Source organism: Streptococcus downii, from assembly GCF_004353325.1.
GTDB lineage: Bacteria > Bacillota > Bacilli > Lactobacillales > Streptococcaceae > Streptococcus > Streptococcus downii.
The window spans coordinates 1,468-27,106 of sequence record NZ_MZNX01000008.1; the positions used below are offsets into that span (position 1 = coordinate 1,468).

Sequence of the window (25,639 nt, forward strand, 5' to 3'; positions counted from 1 at the left end):
ACCAGAGTACACAGGTCCACTTGGTACAGCAGGAGACCAACCAGCACCGACAGTTGAAAAACTAGAGTTCCAGGGCGGAGTCAACTCCGTTATGGCCTTGAAACATGAGCTCCCAGCTTACACAGGTCCCTTATCAACAGTAGGCGACCAGGCAGCACCGACAGTAGAGAAACCAGAGTTCAAGCTAAGTTCGTTAGAAAAAACTCAGACTTCAGGAGCACCAGTTCAAATTGCCAAAGAAGACAAGAGATTGCCAGAAACTGGTGAGAAACAGTCAGAAACAGCTATTTTCTTGGCAAGTGTTGGACTAGCTCTATCTGCTATCTTTGTCGCAAAAAGTAAAAAAGAAATTAATTGACTTTGAAAAAAGAGATATTTCGTAGAGGGGCTTTGTCCCCTCTTTTTCTATATGAAGGAAGAGATTTATGTTTAAGATGCAAGGTCAATAAACTTTATAGTATAATGAATAGAGAGGAAAAAACGATGAAAGTGATTGATCAAGCCTTACTAGAAAAAGTCATTATTGAACGTTCTCGTACCAGTCATAAAGGAGACTATGGCCATCTGCTCTTGCTTGGTGGGACCTATCCTTATGGTGGAGCCATCATCATGGCTGCCTTGGCAGCTGTAAAAAGTGGTGCAGGATTGGTGACCGTTGGAACAGATAGGGAAAATATCCTTGCTCTACACAGTCATTTACCTGAGGCTATGGCTTTCTCTCTTCAAGATCAGCAATTGTTAAAAGAGCAATTGGAGAGGGCAGAAGTTGTCTTATTGGGACCTGGTTTACGAGACGATACTTTTGGAGAAGAACTAGTCAAACAGGTCTTTGCTAGCTTAAGACAGAATCAGATTTTGATTGTAGATGGCGGTGCTTTGGGCATCTTAGCAAAAGGTCATTTGCCATTCCCATCTAGTCAGCTCATCCTAACTCCCCACCAAAAGGAATGGGAAAGACTATCTGGTATAGCTCTTGACCATCAAAATACAGAGACGACTGCTAGGGCTCTGTCATCTTTTCCTCAAGGAACGATTCTAGTTGAGAAAGGTCCAGCAACTCGTATCTGGCAAGCTGGTCAGTCTGAATACTATCAACTGGAGGTTGGAGGCCCCTATCAAGCAACCGGTGGCATGGGAGATACTCTGACTGGGATGATTGCAGGTTTTGCAGGCCAGTTTCACCAAGTAAGCCTCTATGAGAGAGTGGTGGTAGCGACCTACCTTCATTCAGCTATTGCCCAAGAACTTGCTCAAGAACATTATGTGGTTTTACCAAGTCAGATTAGCTGTGAAATTCCGAAAACAATGAAAAAAATATCTCAAAAAGGCAGCTAATACCTTAGCTGTCTTTTTATGTCGATGTAGCTATGTTGTTAAGTTTTTCAAATATCTCAGAACTGGCAAGCAACAGCTGAACTTACGAAAAATTCTCACTTTTAAAGTATGGATGTTTACTCAAACTCACAAATAAAGCGAGATTGTTATCAAAGTTGAGGGGTGTCAAATCATGCTTTTTTTGATATAATTTTTAATGATGAATGCGAGAAATGATCGGTATGTGGTCGTTGATTTAGAGGCGACCAGCACCGGAAGCAAGGCAAAAATTATTCAAGTAGGCATTGTGGTGATTGAGAATGGCGAAATCGTCGATCAGTATGCGACTGATGTCAATCCGCATGAACCCTTGGATTCTCATATCAAAGAATTAACAGGTCTGACCGATCAGCGTTTGGCTGCGGCTCCAGAGTTTTCTCAGGTGGCTGGAAAAATTTTTGAATTGGTTAAGGACGGTATTTTTGTTGCGCACAATGTACAGTTTGATGCTAACCTTCTTGCAGAATTTCTCTTTTTTGAAGGATATGAATTGCGTACACCGCGGGTGGATACAGTTGAGCTTGCCCAAGTTTTGTATCCTCAGTTTGAAAAGTATAACTTAGGTATCCTTTGTCAAGAGTTGGGCATTGAACTGGAACAGGCTCATACTGCTCTGTCTGATGCTCAGGCAACAGCAGAACTCTTGCTTTACATGCGTCAAAAACTCTTCGAGTTACCTAAAGGGCTCTTAGAAAGCTTGTTAGACCTTGCAGATAACCTTCTCTATGAAAGTTATCTGGTGATTGAGGAGGTCTATCAGCAACAATCTCTCTTATCTTCGCCAGACTTGATGGAGCTTCATGGGCTTTTCCTGAGAAAGGAAAGCAAAGCCTTAGTCCCACGCAAATTATCCAAAGATTTTGCTAAAAACATTTCCTTATTGGGGCTGGAGGAGCGTCCGCAACAGTTGGAATTTGCGGAGAAGATTGAGCAATTATTGGAAGAACACCAGACTTCCTTTATCCAAGCTCAAACGGGACTGGGCAAGACTTACGGCTATCTCCTTCCAGCTTTGAACTTGGAGAGTCAAGCAGGTATCCTAGTGAGCGTTCCGACCAAAATTCTTCAAAATCAAATCATGCAAGAAGAAGGTCAACGCCTAAAAGAGGTCTTCCATCTGGAGATTCATAGTCTCAAGGGGCCTCAAAATTACTTGAAACTGGATACCTTTCACCAAGTCCTCCATCGATCTGAGTCCAATCGCCTTTTCACACGTTTTAAAATGCAACTGCTCATCTGGCTAACAGAGACAGAGACTGGTGACTTGGACGAAATCGGGCAACTTTATCGCTATCAGCACTTTCTGTCTGAGCTGGTCCACGATGGCAAGCTTTCAAAGAAAAGTTTATTTGCCACAGAGGATTTTTGGAAACGAGGGCAGGACAAGGCCAAGACAAGTCGTGTTCTCTTGACCAATCATGCTTATCTGGTTACTCGTTTGGAAGACAATCCCGAGTTTGTCGACAACCGTTTGGTGATATTGGATGAAGCTCAAAAAATGCTGCTAGCTCTTGAAAATCTAGCCCAGCAGGCTTATCGCCTTGAGGAACTTGTAATCCAAATTGAAAAGTCCTTGGAGACAGAGGAAGATTTGCTTCAGAAACGCTTGCTTGAGAGTATTGGCTTTGAATGTCGTTACTTGATGGAGCAGTATCAGTCAGGTCTGAAGAATGAGAAGTGGTTGGTTTCTCTCGAACACTTGCGCCAACATTTTTCGGAGCTAGTTCTCCCAGAGTATAGAGAGTTTGCAAACGTTTTCACGTCGGACCGTGAATTTTGGCTTGCTGCAACTGAGAAGTCTAGCAAGGATGTCTTGATTTGTTCAAGCAAAAAAGGCCGCTTTATACTAGCGGATTTATTGCCAGAAGATTGTAGGCTCCTAGGAGTATCGGCCACTCTTGAAATCAGCAATCGGGTTTTCCTAGCAGATTTATTGGGATTTCCTGATGCTCCACTTGTTAGGCTTGATGTATCAAAGCAGGAGCAACAAGAAGTCTTTCTAGTCAATGACTTTCCTCTTGTGACAGAAGTTCCACCTGTTGACTATGCTAGTGAAGTGGCTTCTGTCATTCGAAGCTTACAGGCCTTTCAAGAATCCTTATTGGTTTTGTTTACTTCAAAAGAAATGCTGCTGGCAGTTTCGGACCTGCTCGACCAACCGCATCTAGCTCAGTATAAAAATGGGGAACCAAGCCAACTGAAAAAACGTTTTGAAAAAGGCGAACGCCAAATCTTGCTTGGAACAGGTAGTTTCTGGGAAGGAGTTGACTTTTCAACCCATCCATTTGTAATCCAAGTGATTCCGAGATTGCCTTTCCAAAATCCCCAAGAACCTTTAACCAAAAAATTAAATCAGGAACTGCGCCAAGAAGGGAAAAATCCTTTCTATGATTATCAGTTGCCGATGGCTATCATTCGGCTAAAACAAGCCTTGGGCCGTACTGTCAGAAGACCCGACCAAGGTTCGGTTGCTGTGCTTTTAGACAGCCGTGTCGTCAGCAAGCGTTATGGCAAACAAATCGCCCAAACCTTGTCAAAAGAAAGGGATGTTCGGGTCCTTGCTAGAGAACAGCTAGAGCCTGCTGTAGCTGATTTTCTCCAAACTTGTCGCAATAGAATGAAAGAAAAATCCAAGAAAGAGAAAAGGTAAAAAATATGAAACGTTCCTTCGACTCTCGAGTCGATTATAGCCTCCTCCTACCAGTGTTTTGTCTACTGGTGATTGGAGTAGTGGCCATTTATATAGCAGTTAGCCATGACTATCCCAATAATGTACTTCCGATTCTAGGTCAGCAAATCGCTTGGATTGCCCTAGGGCTTGTTATTGGGTTTGTCGTCATGTTCTTCAATACCGAGTTTTTATGGAAGGTGACTCCCTACCTTTATGGCTTAGGTCTAGTCTTGATGATTCTACCTCTTGTTTTTTACAATCCGAGTTTGGTAGCTTCTACGGGTGCCAAGAACTGGGTGTCAATCGGGGGAACCACGCTCTTTCAACCATCTGAGTTCATGAAGATTTCCTATATCTTGATATTGGCTCGAGTCATTGTACAATTCACTCAAAAACACAAGGAATGGCGACGGACTATTCCCTTGGATTTCCTATTGATTGGTTGGATGATTGCCTTTACCATCCCAGTCTTGATCCTTCTAGCCCTACAAAGTGACTTGGGGACTGCCTTGGTCTTCGTAGCTATTTTTGCAGGCATGGTTCTCCTTTCAGGTGTTTCGTGGAAGATTATCATTCCAGTTTTTGTAACAGGAGTGACTGCAGTTGCAGGCTTCATGGTCATCTTTATAAGCAAGGATGGGCGTGCCTTCTTGCACCAGATTGGGATGCCGACATACCAGATAAATCGAATCTTGGCCTGGCTCAATCCCTTTGACTTTGCGCAAACAACGACTTATCAACAGGCACAGGGACAAATTGCTATTGGAAGTGGTGGCTTGTTTGGACAAGGTTTCAATGTGTCCAATCTCCTTATTCCAGTACGTGAAAGTGATATGATTTTCACAGTGATTGCTGAAGACTTTGGCTTCATTGGTTCAGTCTTTGTCATCGCTTTATACTTACTTCTCATCTATCGAATGTTGAAGATTACTCTCAGGTCAAATAACCAGTTCTACACCTACATTTCGACTGGCTTTATCATGATGTTACTCTTCCATATTTTTGAAAATATCGGCGCAGTGACAGGCTTACTTCCTTTGACAGGGATTCCTCTGCCTTTCATTTCTCAAGGGGGCTCCGCTATTATTAGTAACCTCATCGGTGTCGGTCTCCTCTTGTCTATGAGTTACCAGACCAACCTAGCAGAAGAGAAAAGTGGAAAAGTTCCATTCAAACGAAAAAAAGTCGTCTTAAAACAAATCAAATAAGGAGGCCACTATGGCAAAAGTTGCAGTTATCTTAGCAAATGGCTTTGAAGAAATTGAAGCCTTGACAGTAGTCGATGTCTTGCGTCGAGCAAACATTTCCTGTGATATGGTAGGGTTTGAAGAGCAGGTGACAGGATCGCATGACATTCAGGTAAAAGCTGATCGTGTTTTTGATGGCGATTTGTCCGACTATGACTTGGTAGTTCTTCCAGGTGGCATGCCTGGATCAGCAAATCTACGCGATAATCAAGCCCTCATTTCTGAAATTCAAGCCTTTAACCAAGAAGGAAAGAAGATTTCGGCCATCTGCGCAGCTCCAATCGCCCTCCATCAAGCAGGTGTTTTGAAAGACAAGTGCTTCACCTGTTATGACGGTGTTCAGGAGAACATTACTGACGGAACTTATCAAAAGCAAACAGTGGTTGTAGATGGTAATCTAACAACCAGCCGAGGACCGTCAACTGCCCTTGCCTTTGCCTATGAATTGGTGGAGCAGTTGGGAGGAGATGCTGAAAGTTTACGAGTCGGCATGCTCTATCGGGATGTCTTTGAAAATCAACAGTAAAACGAGGGTTAAACTCTCGTTTTTGCTTGGAAAAATCTAGGAAATCATCGCTTTTTTCATAAAAAAATGGTATAATGAGGGGTATGAAATATCACGACTACATATGGGATTTAGGTGGTACCCTATTGGATAATTATGAGACTTCTACTGCAGCCTTTGTAGAAACCTTAGCCCAATACGGAATAGAGCAAGAACACGACTGTGTTTACGAAGCCTTGAAGGTTTCGACAGCTTTTGCCATCGAGAAGTTTGCCCCAAACATCGAGGATTTTTTAGAAAACTACAAAGAAAATGAAGCGCGTGAGCTAGAGCACCCAGTCTTGTTTGAGGGAATTCCTGAGTTACTCAAAGACATTTCTGACAAGCGCGGTCGTCATTTCTTAGTTTCTCATCGAAATGACCAAGTGCTAGAACTTCTTGCTAAGACCCAGATAGCGAACTACTTCACCGAGGTGGTGACTGCCAGTTCTGGCTTTAAACGGAAACCAGATCCTGAGTCCATGATTTATTTACGTGATAAATATCATATTACATCAGGTTTGGTCATTGGTGACAGAAATATTGATGTAGAAGCAGGTAAAGCTGCTGGCTTAGATGCCTATCTTTTTAAAAACGTTGCGACATTGAGACAAGCAATAGACATGTAAGAAAAAGGAAAAAAATGACAGAAGAAATCAAAAATCAACAGGCACAGGATTACGATGCCAGTCAAATTCAAGTTTTGGAGGGGCTGGAAGCCGTCCGTATGCGTCCAGGTATGTATATTGGATCGACTTCAAAAGAAGGTCTTCACCACCTAGTATGGGAAATTGTTGATAACTCAATTGACGAAGCCCTGGCTGGATTTGCCAGTCATATCCAAGTCTTTATTGAGCCAGATAATTCCATCACTGTTGTGGATGATGGTCGTGGAATTCCTGTTGATATTCAGGAAAAGACAGGACGTCCTGCTGTTGAGACCGTCTTTACAGTCCTTCACGCTGGAGGAAAATTCGGGGGTGGCGGATATAAGGTATCAGGTGGTCTCCATGGGGTGGGTTCATCCGTAGTAAACGCCCTTTCTACTCAACTAGATGTTCATGTCCACAAAAACGGTAAGATTCATTACCAAGAATACCGTCGTGGTCATGTTGTTGCTGATCTTGAGGTGGTTGGAGATACGGATAAAACTGGAACAACAGTTCATTTCACACCGGATCCAGAGATTTTTACTGAAACAACGACCTTTGATTTTGACAAATTAAATAAACGTATTCAAGAACTAGCCTTTTTGAACCGAGGTCTTCGAATCTCCATAACAGATAAGCGCGAAGGTCTAGAACAAAGCAAACATTACCACTATGAGGGTGGGATTGCTAGCTACGTTGAATATATCAACGAGAACAAGGATGTGATCTTTGATACACCAATCTACACAGACGGTGAGATGGATGATATCACAGTTGAAGTAGCCATGCAGTACACCACTGGTTACCACGAAAACGTCATGAGTTTCGCCAATAACATTCACACCCATGAAGGTGGAACGCATGAACAAGGTTTCCGTACGGCTCTGACTCGTGTTATCAACGATTATGCCCGCAAGAATAAACTGCTAAAAGACAATGAAGACAACCTGACAGGAGAAGATGTTCGTGAAGGTTTGACTGCTGTTATCTCTGTCAAACATCCAAATCCACAGTTTGAAGGACAAACCAAGACCAAGCTGGGCAATAGTGAAGTGGTTAAGATCACCAATCGCCTCTTCAGCGATGCCTTCTCTGATTTTCTCATGGAGAATCCACAGATTGCCAAGCGCATCGTGGAAAAAGGAATTTTGGCTGCCAAGGCTCGTGTAGCTGCTAAGCGAGCGCGTGAAGTCACTCGTAAGAAATCCGGCTTGGAAATTTCCAATCTGCCAGGAAAACTAGCGGATTGTTCTTCAAATAACCCTGCGGAAACAGAACTCTTCATCGTCGAAGGAGACTCAGCTGGTGGCTCAGCCAAATCTGGTCGTAACCGTGAATTTCAGGCAATTCTTCCAATTCGCGGTAAGATTTTGAACGTTGAAAAAGCTAGCATGGATAAAATTCTGGCCAACGAAGAAATTCGAAGTCTTTTCACGGCTATGGGAACAGGATTTGGTGCAGAATTCGATGTCACTAAGGCTCGTTACCAAAAACTTGTTTTGATGACCGATGCCGATGTTGATGGTGCTCATATTCGAACCCTCCTTTTGACCCTGATTTACCGCTACATGAAACCAATTCTAGAAGCTGGATATGTCTACATTGCTCAACCACCAATCTACGGGGTTAAAGTTGGAAGCGAAATAAAAGAATACATCCAGCCTGGTGCAGATCAAGAAATTAAACTCCAAGAAGCCTTAGCACGTCACAGTGAAGGGCGTTCAAAACCAACCATCCAACGTTATAAAGGTTTGGGAGAAATGGATGACCACCAATTGTGGGAAACAACCATGGATCCAGAACATCGCTTGATGGCGCGTGTTTCGGTAGATGATGCTGCCGAAGCAGATAAGATCTTTGATATGTTGATGGGGGACCGAGTTGAACCTCGCCGTGAATTTATCGAAGAAAATGCCGTTTACAGTACCCTTGACGTCTAAAAAATGTGGGAAATAGTTCCCATGACCTAAAAAATATGATATAATCAATACGATTGTTTCTAGTATAAAAGGAGTTTGATATGTCTAATGGACAACTAATTTATCTAATGGTTGCGATTGCAGTCATTTTGATTCTGGCTTATGTAGCGGCAATCTTCCTACGTAAGCGTAATGTAAGTAGATTGACGGCCCTCGAAGAAAGAAAAGAAGAACTCTACAACCTTCCTGTAAATGATGAGGTTGAAGCGGTTAAAAACATGCATTTGATTGGTCAAAGTCAGGTAACCTTCCGTGAATGGAATCAAAAATGGGTTGATTTATCCCTTAACTCATTTGCTGATATTGAAAATAACCTGTTTGAGGCTGAAGGCTATAATAATTCTTTTCGCTTTTTCAAAGCGACTCACCAAATCGATCAAATCGAAAGTCAAATTGATTTAATTGAAGAAGACATTGCGGCGATTCGCAATGCGCTTTCAGAGCTTGAAAAACAAGAGTCTAAGAATAGCGGACGTGTTCTGCATGCTTTGGACTTATTTGAAAATCTGCAACATACCGTAGCAGAAAATTCGGAACAGTATGGTAAAGCCCTTCCTGAAATTGAGAAACAATTGGAAAATATCCAGTCAGAGTTTTCTCAATTTGTAACCTTGAACTCTTCAGGTGACCCAGTTGAAGCTGCAGCGATTCTTGATTCAACTGAAAATCATATTCTCGCTTTGACACATATCGTTGATCGTGTTCCATCTCTCGTGAAGACTTTGTCAACAGAACTTCCAGAACAATTGGAAGATTTGGAGGAAGGCTACCGTAAACTTTTGGATGCTAATTATCACTTCACTGAAACGGACATCGAGTCACGCTTCCAACTTTTACATGAATCCTTGAAAAATAATCAAGAAAACATCCGCCAGTTGGAATTGGATAATGCAGAGTATGAAAATACACAAATCCAAGAAGAGATTAATGCGCTCTACGATATCTTCACGCGTGAAATAGCTGCCCAAAAAGTCGTTGAAAGTCTCCTTTCAACGCTTCCAACCTACCTCAATCACTTGAAAGAAAATAATCAGGTTTTGGTTCAAGACCTTGAACGCTTAAATAAGACCTATCTTCTCCCAGAAAGTGATGGGAACCATGTCCGCCGTCTTCAAGCTGAATTGTCAGGGCTTGATACAGCGATCACAGAGGCAACTGAAGATCAGACAGAACCTACTCAAGCCTACTCTGTTTTAGAGGAGCAGTTTAGTTCACTTCAAAGTAATCTAAAAGACATTGAAGACGAACAAGTTTCTGTTAGTGAACGCCTAGCTCAAATCGAAAAAGATGACATCAATGCTCGTCAAAAAGCAAATGTCTATGTGAACCGTTTGCATACTATCAAACGTTACATGGAGAAGAGAAACTTGCCGGGTATTCCTCAAAGTTTCTTGAAACTTTTCTTCACTGCAAGCCATAACACAGAAGATCTGATGGCAGAGTTAGAACAAGCACAAGTTAATATTGAATCGGTTAAACGAATTCTTGAAATTGCGACCCATGACATGGAGGCTCTTGAAACAGAAACCTACAATATTGTTCAATATGCGACCTTGACGGAGCAACTCTTGCAGTATTCAAACCGTTACCGCTCATTTGATGAGCGTATCCAGCAAGCTTTCAATGAAGCACTTGAAATTTTTGAAAAAGAGTTTGACTACAAGGCATCATTTGAGAAGATTTCTCAGGCCTTGGAAGTTGCAGAACCAGGAGTCACAAATCGCTTTGTTTCTTCTTATGAAAAAACACGTGAAGCGATTCGCTTCTAATACCTGAAAAGCTTAGATCATCTAGGCTTTTTATTATTTCTTTCAAAAATAGAAGAATATCGATTTATCATTGAAATTATAGTTCTGATTTGATATGATAAGAATATGAAAAAAAATAGAGCAAAACGTGTGTCTCACGATAAAAAGAAAAGTATTTTACTTGTTTTAATAGGTGTTCTGAGTCTTGCCATGATTTGCCTAGGTGGTTTGATTGGTCACAAGATTTTGCAGAAACAATCCTATGAACAGAAAATTGAAGCCTTAAAAAACGAAAAAGACCAACAATTCAACTCAGGTAGTCAGAGAGACCATTTCCGAAAGGGTCAAGCTGAGGTGATTGCCTACTACCCTCTTCAAGGGGAGGAAGTCATTGCGCCTGTTAGAGAAAAAATCAACCAGGATATTAAAGAAAAGCTGGAAGATAAAGAGGATTTGGTCTTTTATTATACCGAGCAATTGGATTCTGTTTTAAAGGGAGTTGTGGCTCGTAATATTAGTAAGCAAGTTTACGATTTGTCTGCAGCAAAGGTTGAAGAAAAAGAAAAGACGTCTTTAGGAAAAATTTTCTTGACAGAAGATGGAAAAATTTTTACTCTTAGTCAACTTTTCAAAGATGCGACCAAGGCTAAGGAACTCTTACTGACTCAAATCAAATCAACTATAGAAGATAAGAAACTTGACCAGACAAAAATGGATCAGGTCCTAAAAAACTTTACAGACCAAGATTTGTCGTCATGGAGCTTTGATTATAAAGATAGTCAAATCATCCTTTATCCTGCTGACCCAGGGGAGACTCTGGAGGAAATTGCTTTACCAATATCCAGTTTCTTTGATGTGTTGGAGTCCTCTTATCTATTAGAAAAGGATGCTGAACTTTACCAAGCTTACTTTGCTCAGAAAAATAAAAAAGTTGTAGCTTTGACCTTTGATGATGGCCCAAATCCATCTACAACTACACAAGCTTTGGATACATTAGCTAAGTATAATGTAAAGGCGACTTTCTTTGTACTTGGTAAAAACATTGCTGGCAATGAAGATCTTCTGAAACGAATGAAATCAGAAGGACATGTTGTGGGAAACCATAGCTGGGATCATCCCGTTCTTTCCAAATTGTCTCTGGAAGATGCTAAAAAACAAATCACGGATACGGAAGATGCCTTGACCAAAGTTTTAGGTTCGAGTTCTAAACTTATGCGACCTCCTTACGGAGCGATTACAGATGATATTCGTAATAGTCTGGATTTGAGTTTTATCATGTGGAATGTAGATAGTTTGGACTGGAAGAGCAAGAATGAATCTGCTATTTTAACAGAGATTCAGCATCAGGTTCGTAATGGATCGATTGTTCTTATGCATGATATTCACGGCGCTACAGTTAATGCTCTTCCAAAGATTATAGAATATCTGAAAGAGCAAGGTTATACATTTGTGACTATTCCGGAAATGCTTAATTCTCGCTTGAAAGCTCACGAAATGTATTACGATCGTGATCAATGATTTTAAAATCTAAAGGAGCAAGTGTGCTGATAATCAGGACTTTGTTTCTTTAGATTTTCTTCACATAGAAAGGAAAAAATATGAAATCATATACGCTAAATAATGGAGTTTCAATTCCTGTACTAGGATTTGGAACATGGAAGGCTGAAAATGGAGAGGTGGCCTACCAAGCCGTTTTAGAAGCCTTAAAGGCTGGTTATCGACATATCGATACTGCAGCTATCTATAAAAATGAGGAAAGTGTTGGTCGTGCTATTCGAGATAGCGGTATTCCACGTCAAGAAATCTTTGTAACGACCAAACTCTGGAATACCAATCACAGCTATGATGAAGCTCGCCAAGCATTTGAAGAATCAATGGAAAAACTGGGATTGGATTATCTAGATTTGTACCTTATCCATTGGCCAAATCCAAAACCACTAAGAGAAAATGACGAATGGAAAACTCGTAATGCTGAAGTCTGGAGAGCGATGGAGGACCTTTACAAAGAGGGCAAAATCCGTGCCATCGGTGTTAGTAATTTCCTTCCCCATCATTTGGATGCCTTGCTTGAGACAGCAAGAGTCATTCCAGCGGTTAATCAGGTGCGCTTAGCGCCAGGGGTTTATCAAGAGGAAGTGGTTGACTACTGTAAAGAGAAAGGAATTCTCTTAGAGGCTTGGGGACCATTTGGGCAAGGAGAGTTGTTTGATAAGAAGGAAGTCCAAGAAATTGCTGCTAAGCATGGGAAATCAGTTGCTCAAATTGCCTTGGCTTGGAGTTTGGCAGAAGAGTTTTTACCGTTACCCAAGTCAGTAACAGCCTCTCGCATCCAGAGTAATCTTGATTGTTTTGGGATTGAACTCAGCAAAGAAGAGCGAGAGGTCCTAAAGACGATTTCAGTGATTTCGAGCGCACCTCGTGTGGATGAGATGGATTTTTAGAAAGTAAGAAAAAGAATTGTAAATTTTCTCTCTTTCTGATATAATAATCAACAAGAAAGAAAGTCTTATGGCGTTCTTCAAGCGAGCTTGGGATAGTGGGAGCCAAGTAGGACAAGGTAAGAAACTGGCGCTTTCTGTCGTATTTTTAAAAACAATGAAGTAATAAATTAGGGTGGAACCGCGTTTCTGACGCCCCTAGGTCACTTGACTTAGGGCGTAGAGACACGGTTTTTTTGGAGGAAATAGTGAATAAACAAGTTGGTTTTTTGAGAAAGCTTGATTCTGAGTGGAAAATTGAAGCAAAAGATGAAGATGTAAAATATTTTTATCATACTGAAGAAACGACACAAGTTTTGAATGGTGAAAAAAGTATGATTATCGGAAGGAAGGGTGAAGGAAAAACAGCAATCGCAACTTTTATTCATAAGAATGTAGGAGCTGGGTCACATGCTGAGAAACTATCATTTAAAAACTTTCCGTTTAATTTCATTTATAGTTATACTGATAATAGATTTTCTAAACCCAGTCAATATACAACATTTTGGAAATACTTAATATATGCTTCTATATGTAAACAAATGATTGGTGATTCTAAAGTTGATTCAAAATTTAGAAACAATCTGGAGAAATTATTCCCCCAAAAGAATAATAGAAATAGATTAAAGAATTTAATTTCAAGGATAACAGTGAAAGAATTTGGATTGCAAGTTTGTAGTACAGGATTCAATATTGGTTTAGAGAAAAGTAAAGATGAATTAGAATGGATAGATGTAGTAGAAATTCTGGAAGATTTAGTCATTAATAATCTTCCAGAGGAATCAAAATATTATGTTGTTTTTGATGAGTTAGATGAAGATTATAAAGATTTTGCAAGCACTGATGAAGCTCAAAATTATTTTGATCTTATTACAGGACTGTTTAAGGCAGTGAACGAGACTAGAAATATTTTCCAAGATGAACAACTACCAGTCTATCCTGTTGTTTTTCTGAGATCAGATATTTTTCAAAGAATAAATTATTCTGATAAAAATAAGTGGAGTGATTATTTAGTCAATCTAGAGTGGACTTCTGAAAAATTGCATAGATTAATTCAATCTCGTATTAATGTATTGACAGAAAATCAAAGTAAAACATTCCATGAAGCATGGGAAAAAATAGTGATGAATAAAGAAGTCAAAATGGGAAACCAACAAAATTCTAAGATGAGTTCTATTGACTATATTCTAAGGAGTACTCATAATAGGCCCAGAGATGTTATAAAATATTTGAAAGAAGCTTCTAAAATCGCCCTAAGGAATAATTGTAGTGTAATAGGACCTAGGCATATTAAGGAGGCAGATGCTTCATTTTCGGAATATATGAGGCAGGAAATTAGCGATGAAATTTATTCTGTTTTACCAGAATATAATGAAATATTCTCTATTCTTTCTACTATAAGAAAACAAACTTTTAACCCAAAGGACTTTGTCGAGATTTATCAAGAAAAAGTTAAACATGAGAAATTAATAGATAGAGGAGCAGAGAATGTTTTAAAAATTTTATTTGACTTCAGTGTTATTGGTAATAAACCTTCAATAAAGAGTAAACAAATTTTTAAGTATGAGAATGAATCTTCAAGATTTAATTTTAGAGAAAATATTATTGTGCATAGAGGTTTCTATAAAGCACTTCAAATTTTTTAACAAAGTATAGATAGTATAAACAAGAAATGAATATCTCTGTTAAAAACCATTTTATTGACCAAGGTTAATAAAACAGTTTTTATGTGGAGTTGATACGTACTTTATTAGCTTTTCAGAATAGAATTCCTTTTTTCTTTTGAAATGCATACAAAATTTATAATTAATAAGAGGAATAACAATGTCTAAGAAATTAACATTTCACTGCGTCAGTGGCAGAGACCTCCTTACAGTCGGGCTGCCCCACGCTCAGCACTAGAGTGCCTGAGCTAGACGCAGTACTAACTCGTCTTGCCTCGTATAATTGACGAGGCAGACTCGTGTCGCAAGTAATTTATAAAAAAAGGAGTAAATAATGTCTAAAAAATTGACTTTCCAGGAAATCATCCTTACTTTGCAACAATTTTGGAATGACCAAGGTTGTATGCTTATGCAGGCTTATGATAATGAAAAAGGTGCGGGGACAATGAGTCCTTACACTTTCCTTCGTGCTATTGGGCCTGAGCCATGGAATGCGGCTTATGTAGAGCCATCACGTCGTCCTGCTGACGGTCGTTACGGGGAAAACCCTAACCGTCTCTACCAACACCACCAATTCCAAGTGGTTATGAAGCCTTCTCCATCAAATATCCAGGAACTTTACCTTGAGTCTTTGGAAAAATTGGGTATCAATCCTTTGGAACACGATATTCGTTTCGTTGAAGATAACTGGGAAAACCCATCAACTGGATCAGCTGGTCTTGGTTGGGAAGTTTGGCTTGATGGGATGGAAATCACTCAGTTCACTTATTTCCAACAAGTTGGTGGATTGGCAACTGGCCCTGTGACTGCTGAAGTTACCTATGGTTTGGAACGCTTGGCTTCTTATATTCAAGAGGTTGATTCTGTCTATGATATCGAGTGGGCTGATGGTGTAAAATATGGAGAAATCTTTATCCAGCCTGAGTACGAGCACTCAAAATATTCATTTGAAATTTCGGATCAAGAAATGTTGCTTGAAAACTTTGATAAGTTTGAAAAGGAAGCTGGTCGTGCCTTGGAAGAGGGCTTGGTTCACCCTGCCTATGACTATGTTCTCAAATGTTCACACACCTTTAACCTGCTTGACGCGCGTGGTGCCGTATCCGTAACTGAACGTGCAGGCTATATCGCTCGTATCCGTAACTTGGCTCGTGTCGTAGCCAAAACCTTTGTCGCAGAACGCAAACGCCTAGGCTACCCACTTTTAGATGAAGCAACACGAGCTAAACTCTTAGCAGAAGACGCAGAATAGTAAGTAATACTGTGCTCTAAAATCGTTAAAGGCAAGTCGAAGACTTGCTAGAGGGATATGCACCGCCGTACTGTTGTGTGGGGATTTTTGAAACCTTGGATTCAAAAATCAGTCAGCTAAATCCACTTTGATGAGACTGTTGGAAATCTTAGTTTATTTGGTATAAGATTTCCTTACAGACACACAAAAGTTAGTTAGCGACGTCCCCAGTACCTAAGGTGCATATCAAAAGAAAAGATTGAAGAAGATGTAAAGGAAAAAACATGACAAAAAACTTATTAGTAGAACTCGGTCTTGAAGAGTTACCAGCCTATGTAGTAACTCCAAGTGAAAAACAACTAGGTGAAAAAATGGCGACCTTCCTCAAGGAAAATCGTCTTTCCTTTGAAGCCGTTCAAACCTTCTCAACACCACGTCGTTTGTCTGTTCGTGTGACTGGTCTTGCAGACAAACAGTCTGATTTGACAGAAGATTTCAAGGGTCCAGCAAAGAAAATTGCCTTGGATAGTGATGGAAACTTCACCAAAGCGGCTCAAGGATTTGTCCGTGGGAAAGGCTTAACGGTTGAAGATATTGAATTCCGTGAAATCAAGGGTGAAGAATATGTCTATGTTACCAAGGAAGAAGTGGGGCAACCAGTTGAAGCCATTGTTCCAGGTGTAGTAGATGTCTTGAAGTCATTGACATTCCCTGTCAGCATGCACTGGGCTAACAACACTTTTGAATATATCCGCCCTGTTCACACTTTAACTGTTCTTTTAGATGAAGAAGAATTTGACTTGGATTTCCTTGATATCAAGGGCGGTCGTGTAAGCCGTGGCCATCGTTTCCTGGGACAAGAAACCAAGATTCAGTCAGCATTGAGCTACGAAGAAGATCTTCGTAAGCAGTTTGTAATCGCGGATCCACGTGAACGTGAGCAAATGATTGTTGACCAAATCAAAGCCATCGAAGCTGAACATGGTGTACGTATCGAAATTGATGCTGATTTGCTGAACGAAGTCTTGAACTTGGTTGAATACCCAACTGCCTTTATGGGAAGTTTTGATGCCAAATACCTTGAAGTTCCAGAAGAAGTTTTGGTGACTTCGATGAAAGAACACCAACGTTACTTCGTTGTTCGTGATCAAGATGGCAAGCTCTTGCCAAACTTCATTTCAGTCCGTAACGGAAATGCAGAGCATTTGGAAAATGTCATCAAGGGGAATGAAAAAGTCCTAGTTGCCCGCTTGGAAGACGGAGAATTCTTCTGGCGTGAAGACCAAAAATTGGTCATTTCAGATCTTGTTGAAAAATTGAACCATGTGACCTTCCACGAAAAGATTGGTTCTCTTCGTGAACACATGATTCGTACGGGGCAGATTGCCATTCTCTTGGCAGAAAAAGCTGGTTTGTCAGTGGATGAAACAGTTGACCTAGCGCGTGCAGCAGCCATTTACAAGTTTGACTTGTTGACAGGTATGGTTGGTGAGTTTGATGAACTCCAAGGAATTATGGGTGAGAAATATGCTCTTCTTGCTGGAGAAACTCCAGCAGTTGCGGCTGCTATTCGTGAACACTACATGCCTACATCAGCTGACGGAGAACTTCCAGAGAGCAAGGTTGGAGCCATTCTAGCCATTGCAGACAAATTGGATACGATTTTGAGTTTCTTCTCAGTAGGTTTGATTCCATCAGGTTCTAATGACCCTTATGCCCTTCGTCGTGCGACGCAAGGTGTGGTTCGTATCTTGGATGCCTTTGGTTGGCACATTGCTATGGATGAGCTGATTGATAGCCTTTATAGTTTGAAATTTGACAGCTTGAGTTATGAAAATAAAGCAGAAGTCATGGACTTTATCAAGGCTCGTGTTGATAAGATGATGGGTTTAACTCCAAAAGACATTAAGGAAGCGGTTCTTGCAAGCTCGAACTTTGTAGTGGCGGATATGTTGGAAGCAGCAAGTGCTCTCGTCGAAGCAAGCAAGGAAGAAAACTTCAAACCGTCTGTCGAATCTCTTTCACGTGCTTTCAACTTGGCTGAGAAAGCAGAAAGCTCTGATACTGTTGATCCTGCCCTCTTTGAGAATGAAGAAGAAAAAGCCTTGGCAGAAGCAGTAGAATCATTAGTTTTATCAGGAACTGCAAGTCAGCAATTAGAACAACTCTTTGCACTTAGCCCAATTATTGATGCTTTCTTTGAAAATACCATGGTAATGGCTGAAGATCAGGATGTCCGTCAAAATCGCTTGGCTATCTTGTCGCAACTAACCAAGAAAGCAGCTAAGCTCGCACGTTTTAACCAAATCAATACTAAATAAACTCAGTCAAACGGACTGTATCTTATCACAAAGGAGAAGAAATGGATCCGAAAAAAATCGCTCGCATCAACGAGCTTGCCAAAAAGAAAAAAACAGAAGGCTTAACTTCTGCTGAAAAAGTGGAACAAGCTAAACTTCGTGAGGAGTATATCGAAGGCTATCGTCGTTCTGTTCGTCACCACATTGAAGGAATTAAAATTGTGGACGAGGAAGGAAATGACGTCACACCAGAAAAACTTCGTCAGGTACAACGTGAAAAAGGTTTGCATGGCCGTAGTTTAGATGATCCTAACTCATAAAATGAAAGGGTTTTGTAGATGATTTACAAAACCCTTTTCTTTTGCAATAAAAAAGAAGGAGCCACTTGGCTCCTTTTTGGTTTCTTAGTTACTTGCGCCAGAAGTAGCGTCTGCGTCACCACCGTGGCCTCCAGCATCACCTGAATCAGAAGCGCCAGAAGTAGCATCGGCGTCTCCATGACCTCCAGCTGCAGGAGCAAATGGTCCGCTACCACCCACCAAACGTTGACCAGTCTCTTTTAGGTACCAGTCAAGCCATGGTTGGAAGTTAAAGACAATTTCATTGATACCAGCGTATGATCCGTCAGGATAGTACATCGCTTGGTAGTTGTGGGTGTTGATGACACCTGCAGGAGAACCTGGAACGATCGTACGGACGTATTCTTGGTTTCCGTTGCGAAGTGTTCCGATAACCCACTCCACGTTCTTCATACGTGCTGGTGGAAGAGAATTATGAACAGTCGACATACGGCTACCTGATTGAGGTGGCACACGTTTGGCAAACATGGTGTCTGGATCTTGGTGAGCATTGTTGTAGTAGAGGAATTGGTTGTTGTCGTCAGCGTATGTCAATTCAAATGGCATCGCTTTCAAGAACATATCAATTTGGTTAACTGTCAGGATACCGTGGTCCAATTTGACATAGGTATCACCAGAAACAGCACCAGTGATTGCTGCAACTTTTTCTACCCATTCAGGATCGTCAGGATCAACTTCTGTAATGGTTGTAGCAATTGGTTTTCCACAATCCAAGTCTTCTGGTTCGATTGGTTTTGGTTTTTTCAATTTCGAAACGACTCCTACGTATTTTACAAAGTTATCTAAGCAAGTTTCAAGGAATTTAACAGTGCCTTCGTTGGTGATATTTCCGTCGTTATCAAAAGCTTCCTTAGCTTTACCAAGAAGGAATTCGTTACCTGGAAGCGTGTAGGCATTGACACCTGGAGCATCAAGGATTTTACGAAGGTGAACTTGGGCACGTGATGTTCCTTGGTCGTAGTATGATGCTCCCACAATCATGACAGGCTTGTTTTCAAATGGATGAACTTCGTATGAAAGCCATTCGAGTACAGATTTGAGTGAAGCTGAGATAGTGTGGTTGTGCTCAGGAGTGGCGATAATAACACCATCAGCACGTGTAATTTTGTTATACAAGAAGCGTAATTGGAAACTTTCGTCCCATTTTTCGTCTTGGTTAAACATTGGAACTTCGTCGATTTCAAGGACTTCTAATTCAAATTTGAATTTGAAATTGCGACGAATAAATTCCAAGAGTTTGCGGTTATATGATTGATCGTAGTTTGATCCAACAAGTCCAACAAATTTCATTCTTTCGGTCTCCTATCTTACAAATTTTCCCAGTCAAATTCTTCAGCATCTTTGCGAAGCAATTCTTGTGCATTGCGCAATTTCTCAGTAATCTTCACAAAGATACGGAAGTCATCAAAGATGGCATCCAATTTCTTGATGACATCAAGGTCAACCAAGTCGCCACTTGGGTTAAATGCTTGAAGAGAGTGAGAAAGCAAGAATTCATCTGGTAGAACATTTGCCTTAATTTCAGGAGCGTTCAAGATTTGACGAAGTTGCAATTGGGCACGAGATGAACCAAGTGTACCATATGAAGCACCAGTGATCATGATTGGTTTGTTCAAAAGTGGGTAGATTCCATAAGATAGCCAAGCAAGAGCGCTCATCAAAACTGCAGGGATAGAGTGATCGTACTCAGGAGTACCGATAATGACACCATCAGATGCTTCAATTTTAGCAGCAATTTCAAGAATTTCAGCAGGAAGAAGTTTATCTGCTGGTTTGTTGAAAACAGGGATGTCCTTGATTTCAACGAGTTCAATTTCAGCTTTATCCGCAAAGTGTTTTTGCATGTATTGGAGCAATTGGCGGTTTGTAGAACGTTTAGAGTTCGTTCCAACAATGGCAATAAGTTTTAGCATGAGATTTCCTTTCTCTTTTTACATAATACAATTTTGAAGGCCTGAAGAACAAGCAAGGCGTCCCTCTTTGTCGATGAGGATGGCCTCGATACCATCTAAACTTTCGACTTGCCAGAGGATAGAAGCGCTACGTTCTCCGAAAAGGCGGGTTGTCCATATCTCACCATCAACGGATTTATCAGAGACAATCGTTAGGCTAGCAAGATCGGTTTCGACAGGAAATCCTGTCTTACTATCAAAGATATGGTGGTAGTCTTTTCCATCTACTGTCAGGTGGCGTTCATAGATACCTGAAGTGACGACGGATTTGTTAGAAGCAGGAATGGTTAGGAGATGATTGCCACGAGGATTTCGCGGATCTTGAATACCAATCTGCCAGGCTTTCCCTGCTTTTGCTTGATTATTCCCGATGGTGAGGATATTTCCTCCGAGATTGATCAAGGCAGAGGTGACTCCGTGTGCTTTTAAATACTGAGCAACCTTATCTGCACTATAGCCTTTAGCTAAGCAACCTAGATCAAGCTTCATTCCTTTCTTCTCTAAAAAGACAGTATAAGTAGTGGAATCTAACTTGATAAAATGCGGGTCAACTAGGGGCAAGACAGCTTCGATTTCATTTAGCTCTGGGAGTCGGGCATCTGAAAAGCCGATTCGCCAGGTTTGAATCAAGGGACCAATACTGATATTGAGGTGGCTAGATGGAGCTAGGCTGTGTTCTAATCCAAGAGCAATCAGTTCAAATAGATCAGGATGAACCTTAACGGGCGCGATTCCAGCTTGGTAGTTGATTTCCATCAGTTCGGATTCTTGACTATTGGCGTTGAAGCGGTACTCGAGCTCTTTGAGCAAGTCAAAGGCTCCTTGAAGCAGGCAGTCTGCCCGTTCATCTACTAATGAAATGGTGATAGTTGTTCCCATTAGCCGTTCAGAACGTGAACGAAGAGGCAAGCTACCAACTCCTTTCTACTTCATAGGAAATCTTCTAAGTTATGTTAAATTCTATGATGATTTAACCCCTTACATTTTCTTTCCATGTTTCTAGCATAACATAAAGTCAGCGTTTTCACAAATTATTTTTAACAAAAGTCAAGAAATATGCTTAAAATTAGTATGAAAACGATGGAAAAATTAGATTTATCAATGTTAAGTGTATTTTTTTCTGAAAATAAGAGAATTCTAAGCAAATACCTTGTAAACGCTAACAGTAAATGATATACTAGGAGGGTAAATTAAATTTTAAAGGTGGAATTATTCTATGAGTAAAATCGTTGTAGTTGGTGCTAACCACGCTGGTACAGCATGTATCAATACTATGTTGGACAACTTCGGACATGAAAATGAAATTGTGGTATTTGACCAAAACTCAAATATTTCATTCCTTGGTTGTGGAATGGCGCTCTGGATCGGGGAACAAATCGATGGTCCAGAAGGTCTCTTCTATTCTGATAAAGAAAAATTGGAAGCTAAAGGCGCTAAAGTTTACATGAATTCACCAGTACTTTCAATTGACTATGATAATAAAGTTGTGACTGCAGAAGTGGAAGGCAAAGAACACAAAGAATCTTACGATAAACTGATCTTTGCAACTGGTTCAACTCCAATCTTGCCTCCAATCGAAGGTGTTGAAATCGTTAAGGGAAATCGCGAATTCAAAGCAACTCTTGAAAATGTACAATTTGTTAAATTGTACCAAAACGCTGAAGAAGTTATTGAAAAACTTGAAGACAAGAGCAAACACCTTGAGCGCATTGCCGTTGTTGGTGGTGGTTACATCGGTGTAGAACTTGCTGAAGCCTTTGAGCGTCTTGGAAAAGAAGTGGTGCTTGTGGATATCGTGGACACTGTATTGAACGGCTACTATGACAAAGACTTCACTCAAATGATGGCGAAGAACTTGGAAGACCACAACATCCGCTTGGCGCTTGGTCAAACAGTTAAAGCAATCCAAGGTGATGGTAAAGTTGAACGCTTGGTAACAGACAAAGAAACATTTGATGTGGACATGGTTGTTCTTGCAGTTGGTTTCCGTCCAAACACAGCCCTTGCTGATGATAAGATTGAACTTTTCCGCAACGGTGCTTTCCTTGTAGATAAGAAACAAGAAACATCTATTCCAGGTGTATACGCTGTTGGTGACTGTGCAACTGTTTATGACAACGCTCGTAAAGACACTAGCTACATCGCGCTTGCTTCAAATGCTGTACGCACTGGTATCGTTGGTGCTTACAACGCTTGTGGACATGAATTGGAAGGAATCGGTGTACAAGGATCAAACGGTATCTCTATCTACGGTCTTCACATGGTTTCAACTGGTTTGACTCTTGAGAAAGCAAAAGCTGCTGGTTATAACGCAACTGAAACTGGCTTTAACGATCTTCAAAAACCTGAATTTATCAAACATGACAACCACGAAGTTGCTATCAAGATTGTCTTTGACAAAGACAGCCGTGAAATTCTTGGTGCACAGATGGTTTCACATGATGCTGCTATCAGTATGGGAATTCACATGTTCTCACTTGCTATCCAAGAGCATGTGACAATTGATAAATTGGCATTGACAGACCTATTCTTCTTGCCACACTTTAACAAACCATACAACTACATCACAATGGCTGCACTTACAGCTGAAAAATAAAAATTGACGAGCTATCTGGCCTTAACTGAAGGTCAGATAGTTTTTTTGTCAATCTGTACCCAGACAAATATTATTTTTCTATCTTGTACTTCACTCTGTTCTGGCTTAAAATGAAATGGTAGCTACCAATACAAATGATGAGGATTAAGAAATGACTGAAAATCGTTATGAACTAAATAAAAACTTGGCACAGATGCTCAAAGGTGGGGTTATCATGGACGTTCAGAACCCTGAACAGGCTCGTATCGCAGAGGCTGCTGGTGCGGCAGCTGTTATGGCCTTGGAGCGGATTCCAGCTGATATTCGTGCGGCTGGCGGAGTTTCTCGTATGAGTGATCCAAAGATGATTAAGGAAATCCAAGAAGCGGTCAGTATTCCAGTGATGGCCAAGGTCAGAATCGGGCATTTTGTAGAGGCTCAAATTTTGGAGGCCATTGAGATTGACTATATCGATGAGAGTGAAGTTTTATCTCCAGCTGACGACCGTTTCCATGTGGACAAAAAAGAATTTCAAGTACCTTTTGTCTGTGGGGCTAAGGACTTGGGGGAAGCCTTGCGTCGTATCGCTGAAGGAGCTTCCATGATTCGTACAAAAGGAGAACCAGGTACAGGAGACATCGTTCAAGCCGTTCGTCATATGCGCATGATGAATCAAGAAATTCGCCGCATTCAAAACCTACGTGAGGACGAGCTCTATGTGGCTGCCAAGGACTTGCAAGTCCCTATTGAATTGGTTCAATATGTCCATGAACATGGAAAATTGCCAGTTGTTAACTTTGCAGCTGGAGGTGTTGCAACACCAGCAGATGCTGCGCTGATGATGCAATTGGGGGCAGAAGGTGTTTTTGTTGGATCAGGTATTTTCAAGTCAGGAGATCCTGTTAAACGAGCAAGTGCCATTGTCAAAGCTGTAACCAACTACCAAAATCCTCAAATTTTGGCTCAAATCTCTGAAGATCTAGGGGAAGCCATGGTTGGTATCAATGAGAATGAAATCCAAATTCTCATGGCTGAGCGAGGAAAATAGATGAAAATTGGAATATTAGCCTTGCAAGGCGCCTTTGCAGAGCATGCAAAAGTGTTAGATAAATTAGGAGTCACTAGTGTCGAAATCAGAAATTTAGATGATTTTCAACAACATCAGAGTGACTTATCTGGTTTGATTTTACCTGGAGGTGAGTCTACGACAATGGGCAAACTCTTGCGTGACCAGCAGATGATTGTTCCAATCCGAGAAGCTATTTTATCTGGCCTTCCAGTTTTTGGTACTTGCGCGGGCTTGATTTTGCTGGCTAAGGAAATCACTTCTCAGGAAGAAAGTCATCTTGGAACTATGGATATAGTGGTTGAGCGTAATGCCTATGGCCGCCAACTGGGAAGTTTCTATACTGAGGCCGAATGTAAGAGAGTTGGCAAGATTCCCATGACCTTTATTCGCGGTCCGATTATCAGTAGTCTTGGAGAGGATGTGGAAATCCTAGCAACAGTTGATGATCAAATCGTTGCAGCTCAAGAAAAAAATATGCTGGTAACCTCTTTTCATCCAGAATTGACAGATGATGTTCGCTTGCACCAGTATTTTATTAATATGTGTAAAGAAAAAAGTTGAGAAAAGATTCTCAACTTTTTTACATGAAATAAACAATAGCGATATATTGGAGAGCAGACGCAGCTAAGATAAAGAGATGCCAGATCATGTGGAAATAAGGTTTTTTCTTGGCATAAAATCCAGCTCCAACTGTATAACAGAGTCCGCCCGTTACCATGAGACTCCAAAAGATTGGCGTTGTTTGACTGATAATGGCAGGAATGATAGCCAGAACCAACCAGCCCATAATCAGGTAAAGGGCAAGGCTGAATTTCTCATTGACCTTTTTAGCAAAGATTTTATAGAGGATGCCAAAGATGGTCGTTCCCCACTGAATGGCAATAATCAGATAGCCAAACCAGTTATTCATCAAAGTCAATACGACCGGCGTATAAGAGCCTGCGATAGCCACGTAAATCATAGAATGGTCGATGATTCGCAAGACGTATTTGTGGGTCGAACCATAGGCCATAGAGTGGTAAATGGTTGACGAGAGGAACATGAGAAATAGACTGATAACAAAGATAGAAACGCCAAAAGACGATAAAAATCCATGTGCTTCATAACTATAGGTGGATGAAATGGGGAGTAAGATGAGCATGATAACGGCACCCACAGCATGGGTCACACTATTAGCAATTTCCTCTCCAAAACTGAGTTTTTTACTGAGTTTTAGACTGGTATTCATTGGATTTCCTCCTCTTCTTTGATAAGGATTAAGTCTAGAGTTTGATGATAGAGTTTAACCGTTTGACAGCTGGTTTGGATAATAGGATTTTCTGGATCAATCCCATGGTTCATGTAGTCCACAAAAGCATCGTAGAGCTGGTCTGAGCTCGCTTGAGTTTGCAGAGTATTGAGGGTCTGAGCGATTTCTTGGATCGAAAAGACAGACTTGAGAGTGGTGATGGCAATCAAACGAGCAATCTGTTTGCGTTGGTATTTTTTCTTGTCTGGCTTTGTCAAGTAACCATGTTTGACATAGTTATTGACCATGGATGCTGTTAGTCCCTTTTCTTTATCTGGAGAGACAGGGGCGCAGACTTGATTGACATAAAGCAAAACCTGATCCAAATAGAGGTCAATGTTTGGAATGTCTTCCCATTTTGGGTAGGAAAAGTTAGAATTCATTTCCAACTCCTTTTTATCTAGTTTTAATAACTAGATTATAAAATAATAAAAAACAAAAGTCAAGTTTCAACTGCTTGTAGAAAGCTTTAAATTATGCTATGATGAGAGAAAATAGTTAGAAATGAGGG

General features: G+C 40.8%; 22 protein-coding genes. 17 read left to right on the forward strand and 5 right to left on the reverse strand.

Annotation, left to right across the window (positions count from 1 at the left end; translation table 11 throughout):
• From E2R31_RS09970 to E2R31_RS04390, 14 genes are all read left to right on the forward strand, one after another.
• On the forward strand, positions 1-358 hold a 358-nt coding region (locus E2R31_RS09970; protein ID WP_243701290.1), incomplete at its 5' end, for an SIALI-17 repeat-containing surface protein.
• 125 nt (positions 359-483) lie between these two features.
• On the forward strand, positions 484-1,335 hold the full coding sequence (locus tag E2R31_RS04330) for an NAD(P)H-hydrate dehydratase (RefSeq protein WP_132973003.1): 852 nt from the start codon (positions 484-486) through the stop codon (positions 1,333-1,335).
• A 199-nt stretch (positions 1,336-1,534) separates the two neighbouring features.
• Positions 1,535-4,024 (forward strand): bifunctional DnaQ family exonuclease/ATP-dependent helicase, encoded by a 2,490-nt coding sequence (locus E2R31_RS04335; protein WP_165941795.1) that lies wholly within the window; start codon positions 1,535-1,537, stop codon positions 4,022-4,024.
• Between the two features lie 5 nt (positions 4,025-4,029).
• Positions 4,030-5,253 (forward strand): FtsW/RodA/SpoVE family cell cycle protein, encoded by a 1,224-nt coding sequence (locus E2R31_RS04340; RefSeq protein WP_084947573.1) that lies wholly within the window; start codon positions 4,030-4,032, stop codon positions 5,251-5,253.
• A 10-nt stretch (positions 5,254-5,263) separates the two neighbouring features.
• Positions 5,264-5,818 carry a DJ-1 family glyoxalase III gene (locus tag E2R31_RS04345; RefSeq protein ID WP_084947576.1) on the forward strand — a complete coding sequence of 185 codons (555 nt, stop codon included), beginning with the start codon at positions 5,264-5,266 and terminating at the stop codon, positions 5,816-5,818.
• An 83-nt stretch (positions 5,819-5,901) separates the two neighbouring features.
• On the forward strand, positions 5,902-6,465 hold the full coding sequence (locus E2R31_RS04350; RefSeq protein ID WP_162284865.1) for an HAD-IA family hydrolase: 564 nt from the start codon (positions 5,902-5,904) through the stop codon (positions 6,463-6,465).
• Positions 6,466-6,479: 14 nt separating this feature from the next.
• Positions 6,480-8,426, forward strand: coding sequence for a DNA topoisomerase (ATP-hydrolyzing) subunit B (gene gyrB / locus E2R31_RS04355; protein ID WP_000134069.1), 1,947 nt, complete (start codon positions 6,480-6,482; stop codon positions 8,424-8,426).
• An 80-nt stretch (positions 8,427-8,506) separates the two neighbouring features.
• Entirely contained in the window at positions 8,507-10,234 is a 1,728-nt protein-coding gene (gene ezrA, locus E2R31_RS04360) for a septation ring formation regulator EzrA (RefSeq protein WP_132973007.1), read from the forward strand.
• A gap of 105 nt (positions 10,235-10,339) precedes the next feature.
• Entirely contained in the window at positions 10,340-11,731 is a 1,392-nt protein-coding gene (gene pgdA, locus E2R31_RS04365) for a peptidoglycan-N-acetylglucosamine deacetylase PgdA (protein WP_132973009.1), read from the forward strand.
• An 80-nt stretch (positions 11,732-11,811) separates the two neighbouring features.
• A complete protein-coding gene (locus E2R31_RS04370; protein ID WP_132973011.1) occupies positions 11,812-12,654 on the forward strand; it encodes an aldo/keto reductase in 843 nt (280 codons plus the stop codon).
• 245 nt (positions 12,655-12,899) lie between these two features.
• Entirely contained in the window at positions 12,900-14,336 is a 1,437-nt protein-coding gene (locus E2R31_RS04375; RefSeq protein ID WP_132973013.1) for a P-loop ATPase, Sll1717 family, read from the forward strand.
• A 352-nt stretch (positions 14,337-14,688) separates the two neighbouring features.
• Positions 14,689-15,606, forward strand: coding sequence for a glycine--tRNA ligase subunit alpha (gene glyQ / locus E2R31_RS04380; RefSeq protein WP_000038733.1), 918 nt, complete (start codon positions 14,689-14,691; stop codon positions 15,604-15,606).
• Between the two features lie 263 nt (positions 15,607-15,869).
• Positions 15,870-17,906, forward strand: coding sequence for a glycine--tRNA ligase subunit beta (gene glyS / locus E2R31_RS04385; protein WP_132973015.1), 2,037 nt, complete (start codon positions 15,870-15,872; stop codon positions 17,904-17,906).
• Between the two features lie 41 nt (positions 17,907-17,947).
• Positions 17,948-18,205 (forward strand): DUF896 family protein, encoded by a 258-nt coding sequence (locus E2R31_RS04390; protein ID WP_000371291.1) that lies wholly within the window; start codon positions 17,948-17,950, stop codon positions 18,203-18,205.
• Positions 18,206-18,289: 84 nt separating this feature from the next.
• Here the strand turns inward: E2R31_RS04390 and E2R31_RS04395 are convergent, their stop codons facing one another.
• Genes E2R31_RS04395 through E2R31_RS04405 form a run of 3 tightly spaced genes read right to left on the reverse strand, consistent with a single transcriptional unit; the run spans position 18,290 to position 21,105 of the window.
• Complete coding sequence (locus E2R31_RS04395) at positions 18,290-19,534, reverse strand: NAD(P)H-dependent oxidoreductase (protein ID WP_132973017.1); 1,245 nt, start codon at positions 19,532-19,534, stop codon at positions 18,290-18,292.
• Positions 19,535-19,551: 17 nt separating this feature from the next.
• Complete coding sequence (locus E2R31_RS04400; RefSeq protein WP_000915929.1) at positions 19,552-20,157, reverse strand: NADPH-dependent FMN reductase; 606 nt, start codon at positions 20,155-20,157, stop codon at positions 19,552-19,554.
• A gap of 18 nt (positions 20,158-20,175) precedes the next feature.
• Entirely contained in the window at positions 20,176-21,105 is a 930-nt protein-coding gene (locus E2R31_RS04405; RefSeq protein WP_132973019.1) for an FAD:protein FMN transferase, read from the reverse strand.
• 307 nt (positions 21,106-21,412) lie between these two features.
• Between E2R31_RS04405 and nox the strand changes: the two genes are divergently transcribed.
• The 3 genes from nox (at position 21,413) to pdxT (ending at position 24,401) form a co-directional block, all read left to right on the forward strand.
• Positions 21,413-22,792 carry a H2O-forming NADH oxidase gene (gene nox, locus E2R31_RS04410; protein WP_132973021.1) on the forward strand — a complete coding sequence of 460 codons (1,380 nt, stop codon included), beginning with the start codon at positions 21,413-21,415 and terminating at the stop codon, positions 22,790-22,792.
• Between the two features lie 151 nt (positions 22,793-22,943).
• On the forward strand, positions 22,944-23,819 hold the full coding sequence (gene pdxS, locus E2R31_RS04415; RefSeq protein WP_000138514.1) for a pyridoxal 5'-phosphate synthase lyase subunit PdxS: 876 nt from the start codon (positions 22,944-22,946) through the stop codon (positions 23,817-23,819).
• Positions 23,820-24,401 (forward strand): pyridoxal 5'-phosphate synthase glutaminase subunit PdxT, encoded by a 582-nt coding sequence (gene pdxT / locus E2R31_RS04420; protein WP_132973023.1) that lies wholly within the window; start codon positions 23,820-23,822, stop codon positions 24,399-24,401.
• Between the two features lie 19 nt (positions 24,402-24,420).
• Here pdxT and trhA read toward each other — a convergent pair whose 3' ends face one another.
• Both trhA and E2R31_RS04430 read right to left on the reverse strand, forming a co-directional pair.
• A complete protein-coding gene (trhA, locus tag E2R31_RS04425; RefSeq protein ID WP_001097971.1) occupies positions 24,421-25,068 on the reverse strand; it encodes a PAQR family membrane homeostasis protein TrhA in 648 nt (215 codons plus the stop codon).
• Positions 25,065-25,511, reverse strand: a complete 447-nt coding sequence (locus tag E2R31_RS04430; protein WP_132973025.1) for a DUF1836 domain-containing protein — start codon at positions 25,509-25,511, stop codon at positions 25,065-25,067. The genes trhA and E2R31_RS04430 overlap by 4 nt, the downstream gene beginning before the upstream one ends.
• Positions 25,512-25,639 lie beyond the last annotated feature (128 nt).

What these genes read in the sequence shown, in the direction of transcription:
- E2R31_RS04330 (WP_132973003.1), top strand. Translation starts at nt 484, where the DNA reads ATGAAAGTGATTGATCAAGCCTTACTAGAAAAAGTCATTATTGAACGT.
- E2R31_RS04335 (WP_165941795.1), top strand. Translation starts at nt 1,535, where the DNA reads ATGAATGCGAGAAATGATCGGTATGTGGTCGTTGATTTAGAGGCGACC.
- E2R31_RS04340 (WP_084947573.1), top strand. Translation starts at nt 4,030, where the DNA reads ATGAAACGTTCCTTCGACTCTCGAGTCGATTATAGCCTCCTCCTACCA.
- E2R31_RS04345 (WP_084947576.1), top strand. Translation starts at nt 5,264, where the DNA reads ATGGCAAAAGTTGCAGTTATCTTAGCAAATGGCTTTGAAGAAATTGAA.
- E2R31_RS04350 (WP_162284865.1), top strand. Translation starts at nt 5,902, where the DNA reads ATGAAATATCACGACTACATATGGGATTTAGGTGGTACCCTATTGGAT.
- gyrB (WP_000134069.1), top strand. Translation starts at nt 6,480, where the DNA reads ATGACAGAAGAAATCAAAAATCAACAGGCACAGGATTACGATGCCAGT.
- ezrA (WP_132973007.1), top strand. Translation starts at nt 8,507, where the DNA reads ATGTCTAATGGACAACTAATTTATCTAATGGTTGCGATTGCAGTCATT.
- pgdA (WP_132973009.1), top strand. Translation starts at nt 10,340, where the DNA reads ATGAAAAAAAATAGAGCAAAACGTGTGTCTCACGATAAAAAGAAAAGT.
- E2R31_RS04370 (WP_132973011.1), top strand. Translation starts at nt 11,812, where the DNA reads ATGAAATCATATACGCTAAATAATGGAGTTTCAATTCCTGTACTAGGA.
- glyQ (WP_000038733.1), top strand. Translation starts at nt 14,689, where the DNA reads ATGTCTAAAAAATTGACTTTCCAGGAAATCATCCTTACTTTGCAACAA.
- glyS (WP_132973015.1), top strand. Translation starts at nt 15,870, where the DNA reads ATGACAAAAAACTTATTAGTAGAACTCGGTCTTGAAGAGTTACCAGCC.
- E2R31_RS04390 (WP_000371291.1), top strand. Translation starts at nt 17,948, where the DNA reads ATGGATCCGAAAAAAATCGCTCGCATCAACGAGCTTGCCAAAAAGAAA.
- E2R31_RS04395 (WP_132973017.1), bottom strand. Translation starts at nt 19,534, where the DNA reads ATGAAATTTGTTGGACTTGTTGGATCAAACTACGATCAATCATATAAC.
- E2R31_RS04400 (WP_000915929.1), bottom strand. Translation starts at nt 20,157, where the DNA reads ATGCTAAAACTTATTGCCATTGTTGGAACGAACTCTAAACGTTCTACA.
- nox (WP_132973021.1), top strand. Translation starts at nt 21,413, where the DNA reads ATGAGTAAAATCGTTGTAGTTGGTGCTAACCACGCTGGTACAGCATGT.
- pdxS (WP_000138514.1), top strand. Translation starts at nt 22,944, where the DNA reads ATGACTGAAAATCGTTATGAACTAAATAAAAACTTGGCACAGATGCTC.
- pdxT (WP_132973023.1), top strand. Translation starts at nt 23,820, where the DNA reads ATGAAAATTGGAATATTAGCCTTGCAAGGCGCCTTTGCAGAGCATGCA.
- trhA (WP_001097971.1), bottom strand. Translation starts at nt 25,068, where the DNA reads ATGAATACCAGTCTAAAACTCAGTAAAAAACTCAGTTTTGGAGAGGAA.
- E2R31_RS04430 (WP_132973025.1), bottom strand. Translation starts at nt 25,511, where the DNA reads ATGAATTCTAACTTTTCCTACCCAAAATGGGAAGACATTCCAAACATT.